This is a genomic window from Micromonospora sp. NPDC049060, assembly GCF_040649055.1.
In the GTDB taxonomy this organism is placed as follows: Bacteria; Actinomycetota; Actinomycetes; order Mycobacteriales; family Micromonosporaceae; genus Micromonospora; species Micromonospora reichwaldensis.
On the sequence record NZ_JBEZEV010000022.1, the window covers coordinates 21,618 to 40,624 of the forward strand.

Below are 19,007 nucleotides of genomic sequence, written 5' to 3' on the forward strand. Positions count from 1 at the left end.
ACCTTGTCCACGACAGACAGAGAACTGCGGGTCGGCATGGTCGGCTACGCGTTCATGGGCGCCGCGCACTCACAGGCGTGGCGCACCGTGAACCGCGTGTTCGACCTGCCGGCGCGGGCCCGGATGTCGCTGATCTGCGGCCGGGACGCCGGGAAGGTGGCCGACGCCGCCGACCGGCTCGGCTGGGACGCGTACACGACCGACTGGCGCGACCTGATCGCCCGGGACGACATCGACGTGGTCGACGTCTGCACGCCCGGGGACAGCCACGCCGAGATCGCCCTCGCCGCGCTGGCCGCCGGCAAGCACGTGCTGTGCGAGAAGCCGTTGGCCAACACGGTCTCCGAGGCCCGGGCGATGGCCGCCGCGGCGGTCACCGCGCAGGCCGCCGGGGTGCGGTCGATGTGCGGGTTCAACTACCGGCGGGTGCCGGCGGTCGCGATGATGCGCCAGCTCGTCGCCGACGGGCGGCTCGGGGTGATCCGGCACGTCCGGGCGACGTACCTGCAGGACTGGATCGTGGACCCGCAGTTCCCCCTGGTGTGGCGGTTGCAGCGGGACAAGGCCGGCTCCGGCGCGCTCGGCGACATCGGCGCGCACATCATCGACCTGACCCAGTACGTCACCGGCCGGCGGATCACCGGGGTCAGCGCGGTCACCGAGACGTTCGTCAAGGAGCGGCCGCTGCCGGCCGGGTCGAGCGGGCTGGCGGCGACGGTGGACGGGGCGACGGCCGACGGCAACGGTGCCGACGGCCACCGCCCGGCCACCGGGGCGGTCACCGTCGACGACGCGGCGGTCTTCGTGGCCCGCCTCGACGGCGGCGTGCTGGCCACGTACGAGGCGAGCCGCTTCGCCACAGGACGCAAGAACGCCCTCCGGGTGGAGATCAACGGCTCGCTGGGCACGGTGGCCTTCGACCTGGAGCGCCTCAACGAGCTGGAGTTCTACGACGCGACGCGACCCGCCGCCGAGCAGGGTTTCAGCCGCATCCTGGTGACCGAGGGGGAGCACCCGTACATGTCCGCGTGGTGGCCGCCCGGCCACCTCATCGGCTACGAGCACTCCTTCACCCACCAGATGCGGGACTTCGTCGAGGCGGTCGCCACCGGCGTCGACCCGGCGCCCTCCTTCGTCGACGGGTTGCAGGTCCAGCTGGTGCTGGACGCGGTGACCCGGTCGGCGGAGCTCGGCTCCTCGTGGACCGAGGTGGAGCCGGCCCTGGCCACGGTCGCCGCCTGAGCCGACTCCGGCGCCGACCGGCGAGGGACCGGCCGCGGTTGCGCCCCGCGGCCGGGACGAGGTCGGAGCCGGAGGACGTGCGGCCGGGCCGGCGTGGCCCGGTGACGCACGAGCAGAACGGTCGTCCGGTGCGGCCGGACCGGGATTCCCCGGCCGCACCGGAGGACCGTCACCACCCGGCGACCGTTGCCGGGCCGTGTCACCCCACGACGTCCGGTCGGCGCGCGCCGTCGTCCCGACCGGCGGATGCGGGGGAGGCAGGGACGGGACGCCGACCGGCCCTGCCTGCCAGCCCCGTCCGTCCGTGCCCGCGCCGGGATCCGGGCCGGGGTCGTCGCCGCCGACGTCGACACCGGACCGGTGGGCTCCTCCCGGGGCGGCCGGCGGACGGGGCCCATCCGCATAGATGCGTATCTTTCCGAACAAACTTCTGATATCTATATAACTCAATGCACGGCTGGTTCCTCCTGATCGGGAAGGAGCACCATGCGTACGGGTGTCTGGCTGGTGGGAGCACGCGGCTCGGTCGCGACCACCAGCATCGTGGGGGCGCTCGCCCTGCGGTCCGGGCTCACCGGCCCGACGGGCTGCGTCACCGAGCTGCCCGACCTGCGCGGGCCCGCCCTGCCGGCCTTCACCGACCTGGTCCTCGGCGGGCACGACGTCGTCACCACCCCGCTGGCGAAGCGGGCCGAGACCCTGGCCGCCGCCGGCGTGCTGCCCGGCCGGCTGGTCGCCGCCCTCCCCGACGAGCTGGCCGCCGTCGAACGCGAGCTGCGTCCGGCCCCCACCGGCGGCACCCAGGCGGACCGGGCCGCCGCGACCGTACGCGACCTCACCGACTTCCGCCGCCGGCACGGGCTGGACCGGGTGGTGGTGGTCAACGTCTCGGCCACCGAACCCGCCGCCCGACCGCACCCGGGCCACGCCGACCCGGTCGCGCTGGCCGCCGCGCTCGCCGGCCCCGACGAGGTGCTGCCGCCCAGCTCCCTCTACGCGTACGCGGCGGTGCGGGCGGGCTGCCCGTACGTCGACTTCACCCCGTCCACCGGGCTGCGGCTCCCGGCCCTGGTGGCGCTGGCCGCCGAGCGGGGGATCCCGTACGCCGGGCACGACGGCAAGACGGGGGAGACGCTTGTCAAGTCCGTGCTCGCGCCGATGTTCGCGATGCGGCACCTGGCGGTGCGCTCCTGGTCCGGGGTCAACCTGCTCGGCGGCGGCGACGGCGCCACCCTCGCCGACCCGGCGGCCAACGCGGCAAAGGTGGAGAGCAAGCAGCGGGTGCTCGGCGAGACCCTCGGCCATCTGCCGCAGGGCGGCACCCGGATCGAGTACGTCGAGGCGCTGGGCGACTTCAAGACCGCCTGGGACCTGATCACGTTCGCCGGGTTCCTCGGCACCGGGATGCGGATGGAGTTCACCTGGCACGGCTGCGACTCGGCCCTGGCCGCGCCCCTCGTGCTCGACCTGGCCCGACTCACCGCCGCCGCGCACGCCGCCGGCCACGCCGGCCCCCTGACCGACCTCGCCTTCTTCTTCAAGGACCCGCTCGGCACGCCCACCCACTCGCTGGCCGACCAGTGGACCCGACTGTGCGGCTTCGCCCACCGGCTGCACGCGGGAGGCACCGATGCCGCGCCTCGCTGACCTCGCCGAACTGGTCCGGGCGCCGGCCGCGCTCTCGGTGCCCGGGGACGTCGTCGCCGGCGCGGCCGCCGCCGGCACGCTCGGGCGGCGTACGCCCGCGCTGGCCGCCGCGTCCGTCCTGCTCTACTGGGCGGGGATGGCCGCCAACGACTGGGCCGACCGCCGGCTGGACGCCGTCGAGCGCCCCGAGCGGCCCATCCCCAGCGGCCGGGTGGCCCCCGGGGCCGCGCTCGGCCTCGCCGCCGGCCTCACCGCCGCCGGGGTCGCGCTGGCCGCCGCCGCCGGTGGCCGGCGCGCCGTGACTGTCGCGGTCCCGCTCGCCGCCGCCGTCTGGGGGTACGACCTGGCGGCGAAGTCGACGGCCGCCGGCCCGGCTGTGATGGCCGCCTGCCGGGGGCTGGACGTCCTCCTCGGCGCGACGGGTGGACGGGCGCTGCGGGCGGTGCCGGCGGCGGTCACCGTGGCCGCGCACACGTGGACGGTCACCGCGCTCTCCCGCCGCGAGGTCACCGGCGCCGACGCCGCGCTGCCGCTGCGTACCCTCGCCGGCACCGCCCTGGTCGCCGCGGGCGCCGCCGCCCGGCCCCGCCCCGAGCGGGCCGCGCTGCCGGCGCTGCTGGCCGGCTGGTACGCGGCCCGCTACGGCGCGGCCCAGGCCCGGGCGGCGGCCGACCCCCGCGCCGGCCGGGTGCGGGCGGCGGTGGGAGCCGGGATCACCGGGCTGCCCGCGTTGCAGGGCGCCCTCACCGCACGCGCCGGGGCCGGGCTGCTGGGGCTGGCGGTGGCGGCGGCCGCGCCGCTCGGCGGCCGGCTCGCCCGAAGGATCTCCCCGACATGACCGCCCCGACCCGTCCCGCGCCGGGCCCCCGGGGCACGGCGGTGGCCGGCGCGGCCGACGGCGACGGCGGGCTCCGGTTCGGCTACGGCACCAACGGGTTCGCCAACCACCGGCTGACCGACGCGCTCGCCGTCGTCGCCGACCTGGGCTACCAGGGCGTCGCGCTCACCCTGGACCACGACCACCTCGACCCGTTCGCGCCCGCGCTGGCCCGTCGGGTGGCGGCCGTCGCCCGCCGGCTCGCGGCGCTCGACCTGGCCGTGGTCGTCGAGACCGGCGCCCGCTACCTGCTCGACCCGTGGCACAAGCACGCACCGACGCTGCTGCACGACGACCCGGCGCGGCGCGTCGAGTTCCTGCGCCGGGCCGTGCGGATCGGCGCCGACCTGGGCGCGGAGGCCGTCTCCCTCTGGTCCGGCGTACGCCCCCGGACGGTGCCACCGGAGACCGCCTGGGACCGGCTGGTCGCCGGCTGCGCGACGGTGCTCGACGCCGCCGAGGCGGCCGGCACGACGCTCGGTTTCGAGCCGGAGCCGGGCATGCTGGTCGAGGACATCGCCGGCTGGCGCCGGCTGCGCGGCGCGCTCGGCGATCCGGCCCGCTTCGGCATCACCCTCGACATCGGGCACTGCCGCTGCCTGGAGCCGCGAGGTGTCCCCGAGTGCGTACGCGAGGTCGGCCCGTACCTGGTCAACGTGCAGATCGACGACATGCGCCGGGGCGTTCACGAGCACCTGGAGTTCGGCGCGGGGGAGATCGACTTCCCGCCCGTGCTGCGGGCCCTGGGCGACGCCGGCTACCGGGGCCTGGTCGCCGTGGAACTGCCCCGGCACTCGCACGCCGCCCCCGTCGTCGCGGCCCGCTCGCTCGACTTCCTGCGCGCCGCCGCGCAGGAGGCGGCGCGCCCGGGACCGGGTGCCACCGCGAAGGAGGCGGCACGCCAGCACCGGTGACGGGGCCACGTCGGCAGCACGAGGGAGGAGACGGGATGACACCGGATTCACTGCGGGCCGCGCTGCGGGGCGTACCCGAACCCGACTGGCTCGACGAGGCGCTGCGGCGGGTGGCGGCCGAACCGGCGACGATCGACAGGTTCTTCCCGGCCGCCGGACGGCGCTGCGGCCGGGCACCGCTGCCCGGGGCGCCCGGCTGGAGCACCGACGAGGCGGCCCGGGCCCTGCTGCTGGCCGCGCTGCCGACCGGCCACGCGACCCACGCCGAGACCCGCTACCGGCAGGGCGACGCCGCCGAGAAGCGGGCCGTGCTCAAGGCGCTGCCGCTGCTGCCGGTCGGCGCGGCCGGAACGCCGCTGCTGCACGACGCGATCCGCACCAACGACACCCGGCTGCTGGCCGCCGCCCTCGGCCCGTACGCCCGGCACCTCGACCCGGCCGCCTGGCGGCAGGCGGTGCTCAAGTGCGTCTTCACCGGCGTGCCGCTGGCCGTGGTGCACGACCTCGACGCCCGCGCCGACGGCGAACTCGCCGCGATGCTCGCGTCGCTGGCCGCCGAGCGGCAGGCCGCCGGGCGCGCCATGCCGGCGGACGCGACCGACCTGCTCACCCGGCTGCGCGAAATCCAGGAGGCCTGATGCGCATCTTCGACCCGCACATCCACATGACCTCGCGGACCACCGACGACTACGAGCGGATGGCCGCCGCCGGCGTCCGGGCGGTGGTGGAGCCGGCGTTCTGGCTCGGCCAGCCCCGCACCAGCCCCGCCTCCTTCGCCGACTACTTCGACTCGCTGGTCGGCTGGGAGCCGTTCCGGGCCGGGCAGTTCGGGATCCGCCACCACGCCACGGTCGCGCTGAACCCGAAGGAGGCCAACGACCCGCGCTGCCGCCCGGTGCTCGACCTGCTGCCGCGCTACCTCGACAAGGACGCCGTGGTGGCGGTCGGCGAGATCGGCTACGACTCGATGACGCCGGAGGAGGACGAGGCGTTCGCCGCCCAGCTCGCCCTGGCCGTGGCCCACGACCTGCCGGCCCTGGTGCACACCCCGCACCGGGACAAGGCGCGGGGCGTCGAACGCAGCCTCGCCGTGGTCGCCGAGTCCGGCGTCGCGCCGGGCCGGGTGGTGCTCGACCACCTCAACGAGGTGACGGTGGGGCTGGTCCGCGACACCGGCTGCTGGCTGGGCTTCTCCATCTATCCCGACACCAAGATGTCGCCGCCGCGCATGGTGGAGCTGCTGCGGGCGTACGGGACCGAGGGGGTGCTGGTCAACTCGGCGGCCGACTGGGGGCGCTCGGACCCGCTGCTCACCCGGGCCACCGGGGAGGCGATGCTGCTGGCCGGCTTCACCGACGACGACGTGGACCGGGTGCTGTGGCGCAACCCGGTCGAGTTCTACGGCCAGTCCGGTCGGCTCGACCTGACGGACCTGGAGCACGCCGCCGCCGACCCGCCGATCGGCACCTGGGCGGGCAACTCGATCCTGCGCGGCGGCAGCTGATGCGGCTGCGGCACGCCGGCGGCGACACCGTCCACCTCGGCTACTGCACGAACGTGCACCCCGCCGAGGACCTCGCCGGCATCCTGCGCCAACTGGACACCCACGCCGTGCCCGTACGCGAGGCGCTCGGCGCCGACCTGCTCGGCCTCGGGCTGTGGCTGGCCGCCCCGGTCGCCGCCGAGCTGGCCGCCGACCCGGCCGCCCGCCGGCGGCTGCGGGCCGCGCTGACCGCCCGGGGGCTGGAGGTGGTCACGCTCAACGGCTTCCCGTACGCGGCCTTCCAGGCTCCCGTGGTCAAGGGCGACGTCTACCACCCGGACTGGACGACGCCCGCGCGGCTCGCGTACACCCTGGACCTGGCCCGGGTGCTCGCCGACGTGCTGCCCGACGACGCGGCCCGGGGCTCGGTCTCCACCCTGCCGCTGGCCTGGCGGCGGCCCTGGGACGCCGTTCACGCGGACGCCGCCCGCCACCGGCTCGACGAGCTGTCGGCGGGTCTCGCGGCCGTCGAGCGGGAGACCGGCCGACCGGTCCGGGTCGGGTTCGAGCCGGAGCCGGGCTGCGTGGTGGAGAGCACCGGCCAGGCCGTCGCGGCCCTGTCCGGGGTGGACACCGACCGGCTCGGCGTCTGCCTGGACCTCGCCCACCTCGCCTGCGCCTGGGAGGCGCCGGCCGAGGCGCTGGGCCGGCTGCGCACGGCCGGGCTGCCGGTGGTGAAGGTGCAGGTCTCGGCCGCCATCGAGGCGCCCGCCGGGGCGACGGCGGCGCTGCGCCGCTGGGTGGAGCCGCGCTTCCTGCACCAGACCCGCGCCGCCGGCTGTGCGGGCGCGGCGGACCCGGCCGACGCCGCCCACGCCGCCGACGACCTGGACGCCGCCCTGGAGGCGCGGCTGCCCGGGCAGTGGCGGGTGCACTACCATGTGCCGCTGCACGCCCCGCCCGAGCCGCCGCTCGGCTCGACCCTGCCGGTGCTGCGCGCCGCGCTGGCCGCGCTCTACGCCGGGCCGGAGGCGGGCTGCGACCACCTCGACGTCGAGACGTACACCTGGGGGGTGCTGCCGGCCGCGCGGCGCCCGCGCACCGACGCGGAGCTGGCCGCCGGCATCGCCGCGGAGCTGGCCTTCGCCCGCGCCGAGCTGCTCGCCCTGGGCCTGGCGCCCGCACAGGGCAGCGAGGTGCCGGCATGAGCCGGCGGCTCGTGGTGGTGGACGTGGTGGGGCTGACCCCGCGCCTGCTGGCGCACATGCCCCGGCTGCGCGCGGTCGCCGACGCCGGCTTCCGCGCGGAGCTGGGCACCGTGCTGCCCGCGCTGACCTGCCCGGTGCAGTCGACGTTCCTCACCGGGGAGCTCCCGGCCGGGCACGGGATCGTCGGCAACGGCTGGTACTTCCGGGACCTCGGCGAGGTGCTGCTCTGGCGGCAGCACCACGCCCTGGTCGGTGGCGAGAGGCTGTGGCAGGCGGCCCGCCGGGTCGAGCCGGGCTTCACTGTGGCCAACGTCTGCTGGTGGTACGCCATGGGCGCCGACGTGGACTGGACGGTCACCCCGCGCCCCGTCTACCGCGCGGACGGGCGCAAGGAGCCGGACTGCTACACCGACCCGCCGGAGCTGCACGACGCCCTCACCGACCGGCTCGGCACCTTCCCGCTGTTCAGCTACTGGGGGCCGGGCGCGGGGCTGGCGTCGTCGGCGTGGATCTGCCGGGCCGCCGAGCGGATCCTCGCCGACCACGCGCCGGACCTGACCCTGGTCTACGTCCCGCACCTCGACTACGACCTGCAACGTCACGGCCCCTCGTCGCCCCGGGCCGCCGCGGCGGCGGCCGAGCTGGACGGGGTGCTCGGGCCGCTGCTGGACGCCGCCCGCGCCCGCGACGCGACAGTGGTGGTGCTCTCCGAGTACGGCATCACCGACGTCTCCCGGCCGGTCGACGTCAACCGGCTGCTGCGCGCCGAGGGGCTGCTGCGGGTGCACACCCAGGCCGGCATGGAGTACCTCGACCCGTGGACCTCGCGGGCCTTCGCGGTGGCCGACCACCAGGTGGCGCACGTCTACGTCCGCGACCCGGCCGACGTGCCGGCGGTGGCGGCGCTCTGCGCGGGGCTGCCCGGGGTGGCCGAGGTGCTCGACGCCGACGGCCGGGCGGCGCACGGGCTGGACCACCCGCGCGCCGGCGAACTGGTGCTCGTCGCCGAGCCGGACGCCTGGTTCACCTACTACTACTGGCTCGACGACGCCCGCGCGCCCGACTTTGCCCGGCTGGTGGAGATCCACCGGAAGCCGGGTTACGACCCCGCCGAACTGTTCTTCGACCCGGCCGCGCCGGGCGCGGCGAAGCGGCGGGCCGCCGTGGCGCTGGCCCGCAAGAAGCTCGGGATGCGCTACCTGATGAGCGCGGTGGGGCTGGACGCCGGCGCCCGGGCGGTGCGCGGGTCGCACGGCCGGCTCCCGGCCGACCCGGCCGACGGGCCGGTGCTGCTCTGCTCCGATCCGTCCGCCGCGCGGGACCGGGTCGCCGCGACCGAGGTCAAGGCACTCCTGCTGGAGCTGGCGGGGCTGGCGCCGCAGACGAACCCCGGCACGGTCCCGCCGCCGCGTCGCGCCGCGCCGGCGTCGGCCGGGCCGCCCACCCCGGCGTTGGCGGGGCCGTCCGGGGAGGAGGCGTGACCGCCGTCGTCGCCCCGACCGACACGAGCGGGCTGCGGGCCCGGTTCGACGCCGCGCTCGCTGCCTTCCTCGACCGGCAGGGCCGGGACTGGCCGGACGGCGCTCCCCGGGGCGTCTTCACCGCGCTGCACCGGTTCGTGCTGGCCGGCGGCAAGCGGCTGCGCCCGCTCTTCTGCTACTGGGGATGGCGGGGCGCGGGCGGCCCCGACGGCGCCCCGATCGTGACGGCCGCCGCCGCGTTGGAGCTGTTCCACGCGTTCGCGCTGATCCACGACGACATCCTGGACGGCAGCGACCGCCGCCGGGGCGGGCCGTCGGTGCACCGGCTCTTCGCCGACCTGCACGCCCGCTCGTCCTGGCGTGGCGACCCCGAGGCGTACGGGCGCAACACCGCGCTGCTCTGCGGCGACCTCTGCGCCGCCTGGTCCGACCAGATGTTCCACGAGTGCGGCCTGGACGCCGGGCGGGTGCACCGGGGGTACGCGGTCTACGCGCTGATGCGCACCGAGGTGATCGCGGGGGAGTACCTGGACCTGGTCTCGGGGGTGGGCGACGGCTCGGTGGCGAGCGCGCTGACGGTGGTCCGGATGAAGGCGGCCCGCTACACGGTCACCCGGCCGTTGCAGATCGGGGCGACGCTGGCCGGGGCCGGGCCGGAGCTGCTGGCCGCGCTGGCCGAGTTCGGCGACCCGCTGGGCGACGCGTTCCAACTGCGCGACGACGTGCTGGGGGTCTTCGGCGACCCGACGGTCACCGGCAAGTCGGTCCTGGACGACCTGCGGGAGGGCAAGCCGACGGTGATGATGGCGCTGGCCCGGGGTGCCGCCGACCGGGCGCAGGCCGCGCGGCTGCGGGAGCTGTTCGGCAACCCGGCGCTCGACGGCGACGGCGCCGCCGAGCTGCGGAAGATCATCGAGGGCACCGGGGCCCGCGAGCGGATCGAGGAGATGATCCGGGTACGCACGGAGGCCGCCCTGGCGGCCCTGGGATCCACCCCGGTGCCCGCCGGGGCCCGTGCCGCCCTGACCGCCCTCGCCGCCCAGGCCGTCGACCGTCCCCATTGAGTCGCGCTCCGGCAGGCGGCGACTTTTGACGGGATCGACGAAAGTTGGTGCCGAATCGGCGGAAGGTATGGACACATCGATGCTCGCCATTTAATGTCGGGCCATCACGAATCTGTTTCGTCGAGGTGAACCGGCGGCGCGGGAACCCATCGACTGGTGACCTCCGATCGATGGGGTCCACTCCATCCCTCGCAGGTCGCGGCCAGCCGGGCACGGCACCCCGGCGGGCCGACCGCATCCCCCGCTACGGCATCCGGCGCGACGGCGCGCGCCCGCCCTGGCAGTCACTAGTCAGGAAGGGACGGCACACCCATGTCCACCCAGGACGCCAACACCCCACGGCTCCGACGACGGTTCTCCGCCGCCTCGGCGCTGCTACTGGTCGCCACCGCCGGCACGGTAGCCCTTGGCGCCGGCCCGGCCACGCTGGGCGGCCCCGGCCCGGCCCAGGCACACCCCATCGTCGGCACCGACTTCCAGCAGGTCACCCTCGCCAAGGGCGTCGCCGAGGTGGGCGAGCCCATGACGATCGCGGTGCTGCCGGACCGGTCGGTCCTGCACACCGCCCGCAACGGCACCGTCCGGCGTACGGACTCCGCCGGCACCACCTCCGTGATCGGCACGCTGCCGGTCTACACCCACGACGAGGAGGGGTTGCAGGGCGTCGGGGCCGACCCGAACTTCGCCAGCAACCGGCACATCTACCTCTACTACGCGCCGCCGCTGTCCACCCCGGCCGGGGACGCGCCGGCGACCGGCAGCGACTTCTCGGCCTGGCAGGGCGTCAACCGGCTCTCCCGGTTCACCCTCAACGCCGACTTCACGATCAACACCGGCAGCAAGGTCGACATCCTCGACGTGCCCGCCGACCGGGGCATGTGCTGCCACGTCGGCGGCGACATCGACTTCGACGCCGCCGGCAACCTCTACCTCTCCACGGGCGACGACACCAACCCGTTCGACTCGGCCGGGTACGCGCCCATCGACGAGCGCACCAACCGCAACCCCGCGTACGACGCGCAGCGCAGCGCGGCCAACACCAACGACCTGCGCGGCAAGATCCTGCGGATCAAGGTGAACGCCAACGGCACGTACTCGATCCCGGCGGGCAACATGTTCGTCGACTCGGACGCGCGGACCCGCCCCGAGATCTACGCCATGGGCTTCCGCAACCCGTTCCGGATGAGCGTGGACCGGGCCACCGGCATCGTCTACGTGGGCGACTACGGCCCGGACGCCGGCACCACCAGCGCCCGGGGGCCGAGCGGCCAGGTGGAGTTCAACCGGGTCACCGGGCCCGGCAACTACGGCTGGCCGTACTGCACCGGCACCAACACGGCCACCGAGACGTACGCCGAGTGGGACTTCGCCGCCGGGACCGCCGGGGCGAAATACAACTGCTCCGGCGGTCCGACAAACAACTCGTTCCGCAACACCGGCCTGCCCACCCTGCCCGGCGCGAAGCCGGCCTGGATCCGGTACGCCGGCGACGCCGGCACCCCGCCCGAGTTCGGCGGCGGCTCCGAGTCGCCGATGGGCGGCCCCGTCTACCGCTACGACGCCGCGCTGAACTCCACCACCAAGTTCCCGCAGTCCTTCGACGGGCAGTTCTTCGCCGGCGAACTCGGCCGCGGCTGGGTCAAGCCGATCCACCTCAACGCCGACGGCAGCCCGGGCGGCATCGACACGTTCCCGTGGAACGGCAAGCAGATCATGGACATGGCGTTCGGGCCCGAGGGTGCGCTCTACATCCTCGACTACGGCACCGGGTACTTCAACGGCGACGCCAACTCGGCGCTCTACCGCTACGACTACATCGCCGGCGGCAACCGGGCGCCGACCGCCGTCGCCGCGGCCGACAAGACCTCCGGCGCGGCCCCGCTGACCGTGAACTTCTCCTCGGCCGGGTCCAGCGACCCCGAGGGCGGGGCGCTCACGTACTCCTGGGCGTTCGGCGACGGCACCAGCTCGACGGCGGCCAACCCCAGCAAGACGTACACCGCCAACGGCACCTACCAGGTCACCCTGACCGTACGCGACCCCCAGGGCGCGACCGGCACGGCGAACGTGCAGATCGGCGTCGGCAACACCGCGCCCACGGTCACCATCAACAGCCCGGCCAACGGCAAGCTGTTCAGCTACGGCGACACCGTGCCGTTCAGCATCACGGTGACCGACCCCGAGGACGCCGCCATCGACTGCACCAAGGTCAAGATGACGTACGTGCTGGGCCACGACAACCACGGCCACCAGATCACCTCGAAGAACGGCTGCTCCGGCTCGATCACCATCCCCGTCGACGGTGAACACGACGACGCGGCGAACATCTTCGCCGTCTTCGACGCCGAGTACACCGACGCGGGCGGGCTGACCACGCACAAGCAGCACACCCTCCAGCCCCGCAAGCGCCAGGCGGAGCACTTCAAGACCTCCTCCGGCGTCGGCACCTTCGACAAGGGCACCGCCGAGGGCGGCAGGACCGTCGGCGACATCAACAACGGCGACTGGATCGCGTTCGAGCCGTACCGGATCGACAACGCGACCTCGTTCAGCGCCCGGGTCTCCTCGGCCGGCGCCGGCGGCACCCTCCAGGTGCGGCTCGGCTCGCCGACGGGCACCGTGCTCGGCTCCGCGACCGTGCCGGTCACCGGTGCCTGGGACGCGTTCACCACGGTCAGCGGCAGCATCTCCGGGGCGCCGGCCAGCACCGGCACGCTCTACCTCACGTTCGCCGGCACGGGCACCGGCGCGCTCTACGACGTGGACACGTTCGCCTTCACCACCGGCTCGGCGGGGGTCCGCACCGGCCCGGTCGTCGGGCTCGGCGGCAAGTGCCTGGACGTACGCAACGCGGCCACCGCCGACGGCACCCAGATCCAGATCTACGGCTGCAACGGCACCGCCGCGCAGACGTGGACGGTGACGCCGAACTCGACGGTGAAGGCGCTGGGCAAGTGCCTGGACATCTCCGGCGGCGGGTCCGCCGACGGCACGAAGATCCAGCTGTACGGCTGCAACGGCACCGGCGCGCAGAACTGGTCGGCCCAGACGGACGGCACCCTGAAGAACCCGCAGACCGGCAAGTGCCTGGACGTCTCGGGCAACACCCCGACCGACGGCCAGCCCGTGCACCTGTGGACCTGCCACACCGGCGCCAACCAGAAGTGGACCCTGCCCTGACCTGAGGCGGGGAGGGGCACGACGGCCCCTCCCCGCCCCGGCAGGCCCTCGACAGCCCCGGCATTGGAGAGCGACATGCGCAGACTCCTCCGACCCCTCCTCGGCGCGGCCACCGCCGTCCTCGCCGTCCTCGCCTGCACCACCCCGGCCACGCCGGCCAGCGCCGCCGACGCCCCGTACGACGTGCTGGTCTTCTCCAAGACCGCCGGCTTCCGGCACGACTCCATCGCGGTCGGCACCCAGGCGATCCGCGACCTCGGTGCGGCCAACAACTTCACCGTCACCGCCACCGAGGACGCCGCCCAGTTCACGACGGCCAACCTGTCCCGCTTCGAGGCGGTGGTCTTCCTCAACACCACCGGCGACGTGCTCGACGGCACGCAGCAGAGCGCCTTCGAGTCGTACATCGGCGCCGGCGGCGGGTACGTCGGCGTGCACGCCGCCGCCGACACCGAGTACGGCTGGTCGTTCTACGGCAACCTGGTCGGGGCGTACTTCGCCTCGCATCCGGCCATCCAGCCGGCCAACGTGAAGGCGGAGAACCGGGCGCACGCGGCGACCGCGCACCTGCCGCAGACCTGGAACCGCACCGACGAGTGGTACAACTACCAGACCAACGCCCGGTCCACGGCCCGGGTGCTGGCCACCCTCGACGAGTCCTCCTACACGGGCGGCTCGATGGGCGCCGACCACCCGCACTCGTGGTGCAAGACCTTCAGCGGGGGCCGGTCCTTCTACACCGGCGGCGGGCACACCCAGGCGTCGTACGCCGAGCCGGCCTTCCGCGCCCACCTGCTCGGCGGCATCCGGTACGCGGCCGGCCGGGCCAAGGCCGACTGCCGGCCCGAGACCGGCTACACGCCGCTCTACAACGGCTCCACCACCGGCTGGTCCCAGGCCGGGCCGGGCAGCTTCAGCAACGCCGACGCCACCCTCACCTCGGTCGGCGGGATGGGCCTGTACTGGTACAGCGCGAAGCAGTTCACCAACTACTCGCTCAAGCTGGACTGGCGACTCGCCGGTGACGACAACTCCGGCGTCTTCATCGGCTTCCCGCCGTCGAGCGACCCCTGGTCGGCGGTGAACAACGGCTACGAGGTGCAGATCGACGCCACGGACGCGGCCGACCGCACGACCGGCGCCGTCTACACCTTCAAGTCCGCCGACATCGCCGCCCGGGACGCGGCGCTGAACCCGCCGGGGGAGTGGAACACCTACGAGCTGCTCGTCGAGGGCGAGCGCCTCCAGGTCTTCCTCAACGGCGTGAAGATCAACGACTTCACGAACACCGACCCGGTCCGCTCGCTCGCCGGCCACATCGGGCTCCAGAACCACGGCACCGGCGACGACGCCTCGTTCCGCAACATCCGGATCAAGGAACTCGGCGTCAACCCGCCGGTCGGGAACACCGTCCAGGCCGAGGCGTTCAGCTCGGCCTCCGGGGTCTCGCCGTTCACCAAGGCCGGCGCCAACGGTGGGCAGACCCTCGGGCACATCGACCCGGGGGACTGGGCCGCGTACGCCGGGCTCGACCTGACCGGCACGACGTCGCTGCGGGCGCGGGTGGTCTCCGGCGGGCCGGGCGGCACCATCCAGGTCCGTACGGGCTCCGCGACCGGCACCGTCCTCGGCTCGGTGGCGGTGCCCAACACCGGCGGCTGGAACACCTTCGCCGACGTCACGGCCGCCCTCTCCGGTGTGCCGTCCGGCACCGGCACGCTCTACCTGACCTTCACCGGCTCGGGCACGGGGCTCTTCGACGTGGACGACTTCACGCTGGTCAAGGGGGGCGGCAGCGGCGGCGTCGGGCCGATCCGGGGCCTGGGCGGCAAGTGCCTGGACGTACGCAACGGCGCCACGGCCGACGGCACCCAGATCCAGATCTACGGCTGCAGCGGGTCCACGGCGCAGACGTGGACGGTGACGCCGAACTCGACGGTGAAGGCGCTGGGCAAGTGCCTGGACGTCTCCGGCGGCGCGTCGGCCGACGGCACGAAGATCCAGTTGTGGACGTGCAACGGCACGGGCGCGCAGAACTGGTCGGCCCAGGCGGACGGCACGCTGAAGAACCCGCAGACCGGCAAGTGCCTGGACGTCTCGGGCAACAACCCGGCCGACGGGCAGGCCGTGCACCTGTGGACCTGCCACACCGGCGCCAACCAGAAGTGGACCCTGCCCTGATCCGCTGACCCTCCCGTTCCTCCCCGCGATCCCGCGGTCCGCGCCCGGCACGGTGTGCGCACCGGGGACGGACAGCCGCAGGATCGCGGGGAGGGGCGGGGGCTTTCGTGGGCGGCCCGGCGGTCCTAGAGTGGGGGCGGCGACCGTGGCGGTTGCCGGTGACCGGCGGGAGGCGCAACCCGGCGGGTCCAGGTGCACACCCGCACCCACCGGTGTCCCGCCGTGGCCCGCCGCCGCACCGGCCCGGCCGGTCGCCCTCGCCCCGGTCACGCACCCACGGAATCCCCCATCAACACAGGGGAGTAGCACCATGGCGCGACCCATCACGCTCTTCACCGGCCAGTGGGCCGATCTTCCGTTCGACGAGGTCTGCCGCCTCGCCTCCGAGTGGGGCTACGACGGGCTGGAGATCGCCTGCTGGGGCGACCACTTCGAGGTCGACAGGGCGCTCGCGGACGACTCGTACGTCGAGCGGAAGCGCGAGACCCTGGCGAAGCACAACCTGAAGGTCTTCGCGATCTCCAACCACCTGGTCGGCCAGGCCGTCTGCGACCACCCGATCGACGAGCGGCACCAGGGCATCCTGCCCGCCCGGATCTGGGGCGACGGCGAGCCCGAGGGCGTACGCCGCCGCGCCGCCGAGGAGATCAAGGACACCGCCCGGGCGGCGGCGAAGCTCGGGGTGGACACCGTCGTCGGCTTCACCGGCTCGTCGATCTGGCACACGCTGGCGATGTTCCCGCCGGTGCCGCCGTCGATGATCGAGCGCGGCTACCAGGACTTCGCCGACCGGTGGAACCCGATCCTGGACGTCTTCGACGAGGTGGGCGTGCGCTTCGCCCACGAGGTGCACCCGAGCGAGATCGCGTACGACTACTGGACGACGAAGCGGGCACTGGAGGCGGTGGGGCACCGGCCCGCGTTCGGGCTGAACTGGGACCCGTCGCACTTCGTGTGGCAGGAGCTGGACCCGGTGAACTTCATCTTCGACTTCGCCGACCGGATCTACCACGTCGACTGCAAGGACGCGAAGGTGCGCACCGGGGACGGGCGGCGGGGCCGGCTCGCCTCGCACCTGCCGTGGGCGGACATGCGGCGCGGCTGGGACTTCGTCTCCACCGGCCACGGCGACGTGCCCTGGGAGGACTGCTTCCGGGCCCTGAACGCGATCGGCTACGCCGGCCCGATCTCGATCGAGTGGGAGGACGCCGGGATGGACCGCCTCGTCGGCGCCCCGGAGGCGTTGCAGTTCGTCCGCCGGCTCGCCTTCGACGCCCCGGCCGCGGCCTTCGACGCCGCGTTCACCAGCAGGGACTGACCGCCCCGGGTGGCGCCCGAGCGGGCCGTCGTCGGGGGCCCGTACACGAACGGGCCGGTCGCCCTGAGGCGACCGGCCCGCGCGAAGGTGCGATCAGAGGGTGCTGCCGTTGGTGCCCGAGCTGGACGGCTTGCTACGGGGCGTGGCGGTGGTCGACCCGGAGGTCGAGGCCGTGCTCGACGACCCGGTGGAGCTCTTCGCGCCGACCGTGGCCGGCGTGCCGGCGAACGCGTCGTCGGCGGCGGTCAGCTCCTGCTTGTGGCCGTTGCTGCTGAGCTTCTCGCCCAGCTTCGACTGGCCGAGCTTGTCCTTGCCCTCGCTGTAGAGGCGGGTCGCCTGGGCCTGCGCGACACCGGCCGCCTCCTGGACGGTCGGGTGGTCGAGCACCTTGCGGCCCCGGATCACCAGCTCCTCGTACTTCTCCCGACCGGCACGGGCGCCCAGGACGAATCCCGCAGCCAGCCCGCCAAGGAACATCATCTTTCCGCGCATGGCGGCTCCTTCCGTACCTGACGCGCCGTCGACCGACGGTTACCCCGCCGGAGGCGACCAAATCGCGCCTGCCTTCTCTGTCTACAGCTAACTACCCATCCTGCTCTCCGCTCATACCTCCTTGTGCCGGGATGACGATTTGTCCGGGTTTATTGTCGTGTGCGCGGGCGCCGATCGAAGCGGTAACCCCCTGGACCAACACCCCCCGGAATCCTGTACTCTTGTGCCGTCGCACGGCGCAGCGAGATCAGTGCCGGACGACGCAACGGTCCCCCGTAGCTCAATTGGCAGAGCAGCCGGCTGTTAACCGGCAGGTTTTTGGTTCGAGTCCAAACGGGGGAGCTTCCACACCAGACGCCCGTCGGCCACGCCGGCGGGCGTTCGCCGTTCCCCACGCCGCCCGCCGCCGCGCCCATCCCTCTGCCGCCGCTCCCGCCCCGTGTCTGCCGGCCGCCCCCGCCGCCGTGGCCCGCGCCCATCGTGGCGGGGATCGTGGCCGCCAGTGCGGGACGACCTGTTTCGCCCACTTCCGGGCCGCGCGCCCGGCAGGATGGTCGCTGTCGACTTGGACTCCCGCTGCGTCGATTGGTGCGTCGATTCGTGGGTAGGTGGGTGGCCGGGCCGGCTGTCCCGGACCGACGGAGAGCGGGAGGTGCGCGATGCTCGCCGAGACAGACGTCGTCGTGGTCGGCGGCGGCCTGGCCGGGCTCGCCGCGGCCCGGCGGCTGCACCGCGCGGGTGTGCCGTGGCGGCTGCTGGAGGCCGGCGGCCGGCTCGGCGGCCGGGTCGCCACCGACGCGGTCGACGGCTACCTGCTGGACCGGGGCTTCCAGGTGCTCAACACCGCGTACCCCCGGATCGGCGCCCTGCTCGACGTCGACCGGCTGCGCCTCGGACACTTCACCTCCGGCGTGCTGGTGCGCAGGGGCGACCGGCTGGCCCGCCTGGTGAACCCGCTGCGCGAACCCACCGGCGCGCCCGGCACCGCGCTGGCCGGCGTGGGCTCCCTGCTCGACCGGCTACGCTTCGCCGCGCTCGCCACGGGCTGCGCCACCCTGCCGAAGGAACGGCTGCTCAACGCCCAGGAGACCACCACCGAGGCCGCGCTGCGCCGCGCCGGCCTCTCCGACGCGATCGTCGAGGAACTGCTGCGGCCGTTCCTGTCGGGGGTCCTCATCGACCGCGAGCTGGAGACCTCCAGCCACGTGCTCGCGATGGTGCTGCGCTCCTTCGCCCGGGGCCGGATCGGCCTGCCCGCCGAGGGGATGGCCGCGCTGCCCCGCGCCGTCGCCGACCCGCTCCCGGCGGAGCTGATCGACCTGGACACCCCGGTCGCCGAGGTCGCGCCCGGCCGGGTCCGCACCCAGGCCGGCGACCTCCGCTGCCGCGCCGTCGTGGTCGCCGTGGACCCGCCGGCTGCGGCCACGCTGCTGCCGGGCCTGCCGGCGGTACGCACGCACGCCTACACGACCTACTACCACAGCACGCCGGAGCCGCCGCTTGACGAGCCGATCCTGCTCCTCGACGGCGACCGGCGCGAGATCGTCGCCAACACGGTGGTGGTCAGCAGGGCCGCGCCCACGTACGCGCCGGCAGGACGGCACCTGGTCGCCACCTCGGTGGTCGGCCCGTCGGCCCCGCCCGAGCCGACGGTACGGGCGGAACTCACCCGGCTCTACGGCCGGTCCACGGCGGACTGGACCCACCTGACCACGGTGTCCATCCCCGACGCGCTGCCCGCCGCGCCCCCGCCGCAGGGGCGACTGCGCAAGCCGGTGGCGCTGGGGGAGGGCCTGTTCGTGGCCGGCGACCACCGGGACAGCCCCTCCATCCAGGGTGCCCTCGCCAGCGGCTGGCGGGCCGCCGGGGCCGTCCTGTCGGAGCTGCGTACCGGCTGAACGGAGGGTCACGTCCCGTTGA

14 protein-coding genes and 1 tRNA gene are annotated in these 19,007 nt (G+C 74.5%); 14 read left to right on the plus strand and 1 reads right to left on the minus strand.

The features are described from left to right. The first annotated feature begins 3 nt into the window (after positions 1 to 3). From AB0B83_RS11800 to AB0B83_RS11855, 12 genes are all read left to right on the plus strand, one after another. On the plus strand, positions 4 to 1,242 hold the full coding sequence (locus AB0B83_RS11800) for a Gfo/Idh/MocA family oxidoreductase (RefSeq protein ID WP_311411841.1): 1,239 nt from the start codon (positions 4 to 6) through the stop codon (positions 1,240 to 1,242). Between the two features lie 486 nt (positions 1,243 to 1,728). Beyond that, a complete protein-coding gene (locus tag AB0B83_RS11805; protein ID WP_357578136.1) occupies positions 1,729 to 2,889 on the plus strand; it encodes an inositol-3-phosphate synthase in 1,161 nt (386 codons plus the stop codon). Further along, entirely contained in the window at positions 2,873 to 3,727 is an 855-nt protein-coding gene (locus AB0B83_RS11810) for an SCO3242 family prenyltransferase (RefSeq protein WP_357578137.1), read from the plus strand. The genes AB0B83_RS11805 and AB0B83_RS11810 overlap by 17 nt, the downstream gene beginning before the upstream one ends. Further along, complete coding sequence (locus AB0B83_RS11815) at positions 3,724 to 4,680, plus strand: sugar phosphate isomerase/epimerase family protein (RefSeq protein WP_357578138.1); 957 nt, start codon at positions 3,724 to 3,726, stop codon at positions 4,678 to 4,680. The genes AB0B83_RS11810 and AB0B83_RS11815 overlap by 4 nt, the downstream gene beginning before the upstream one ends. A 35-nt stretch (positions 4,681 to 4,715) precedes the next feature. Further along, the gene (locus AB0B83_RS11820) at positions 4,716 to 5,318 is read left to right on the plus strand and encodes an EboA domain-containing protein (RefSeq protein ID WP_357578139.1); all 603 of its coding nucleotides are present in this window, start codon (positions 4,716 to 4,718) and stop codon (positions 5,316 to 5,318) included. After that, positions 5,318 to 6,184 (plus strand): TatD family hydrolase, encoded by an 867-nt coding sequence (locus tag AB0B83_RS11825; protein ID WP_357578140.1) that lies wholly within the window; start codon positions 5,318 to 5,320, stop codon positions 6,182 to 6,184. The genes AB0B83_RS11820 and AB0B83_RS11825 overlap by 1 nt, the downstream gene beginning before the upstream one ends. Then, a complete protein-coding gene (gene eboE, locus AB0B83_RS11830) occupies positions 6,184 to 7,371 on the plus strand; it encodes a metabolite traffic protein EboE (protein ID WP_357578141.1) in 1,188 nt (395 codons plus the stop codon). Before AB0B83_RS11825 ends, eboE begins: the two co-directional genes overlap by 1 nt. Then, entirely contained in the window at positions 7,368 to 8,852 is a 1,485-nt protein-coding gene (locus AB0B83_RS11835) for a nucleotide pyrophosphatase/phosphodiesterase family protein (RefSeq protein ID WP_357578142.1), read from the plus strand. Before eboE ends, AB0B83_RS11835 begins: the two co-directional genes overlap by 4 nt. After that, positions 8,849 to 9,916: a polyprenyl synthetase family protein gene (locus tag AB0B83_RS11840; protein WP_357578143.1), complete on the plus strand. Its 1,068-nt coding sequence runs from the start codon at positions 8,849 to 8,851 to the stop codon at positions 9,914 to 9,916. The genes AB0B83_RS11835 and AB0B83_RS11840 overlap by 4 nt, the downstream gene beginning before the upstream one ends. 312 nt (positions 9,917 to 10,228) lie before the next feature. Next, entirely contained in the window at positions 10,229 to 13,096 is a 2,868-nt protein-coding gene (locus AB0B83_RS11845; protein ID WP_357578144.1) for a PQQ-dependent sugar dehydrogenase, read from the plus strand. Positions 13,097 to 13,171: 75 nt separating this feature from the next. After that, positions 13,172 to 15,277 (plus strand): ThuA domain-containing protein, encoded by a 2,106-nt coding sequence (locus tag AB0B83_RS11850; RefSeq protein ID WP_357578145.1) that lies wholly within the window; start codon positions 13,172 to 13,174, stop codon positions 15,275 to 15,277. A 310-nt stretch (positions 15,278 to 15,587) separates the two neighbouring features. Then, on the plus strand, positions 15,588 to 16,595 hold the full coding sequence (locus tag AB0B83_RS11855) for a sugar phosphate isomerase/epimerase family protein (protein ID WP_357578146.1): 1,008 nt from the start codon (positions 15,588 to 15,590) through the stop codon (positions 16,593 to 16,595). A 93-nt stretch (positions 16,596 to 16,688) separates the two neighbouring features. On the opposite strand, the gene AB0B83_RS11860 is transcribed toward AB0B83_RS11855, so the two are convergent. After that, positions 16,689 to 17,087, minus strand: a complete 399-nt coding sequence (locus AB0B83_RS11860; protein ID WP_357578147.1) for a hypothetical protein — start codon at positions 17,085 to 17,087, stop codon at positions 16,689 to 16,691. 269 nt (positions 17,088 to 17,356) lie between these two features. Between AB0B83_RS11860 and AB0B83_RS11865 the strand changes: the two genes are divergently transcribed. Further along, positions 17,357 to 17,429: transfer RNA gene (locus tag AB0B83_RS11865), tRNA-Asn, on the plus strand. A gap of 317 nt (positions 17,430 to 17,746) precedes the next feature. Next, the gene (locus AB0B83_RS11870; RefSeq protein WP_357578148.1) at positions 17,747 to 18,985 is read left to right on the plus strand and encodes an NAD(P)/FAD-dependent oxidoreductase; all 1,239 of its coding nucleotides are present in this window, start codon (positions 17,747 to 17,749) and stop codon (positions 18,983 to 18,985) included. Positions 18,986 to 19,007 lie beyond the last annotated feature (22 nt).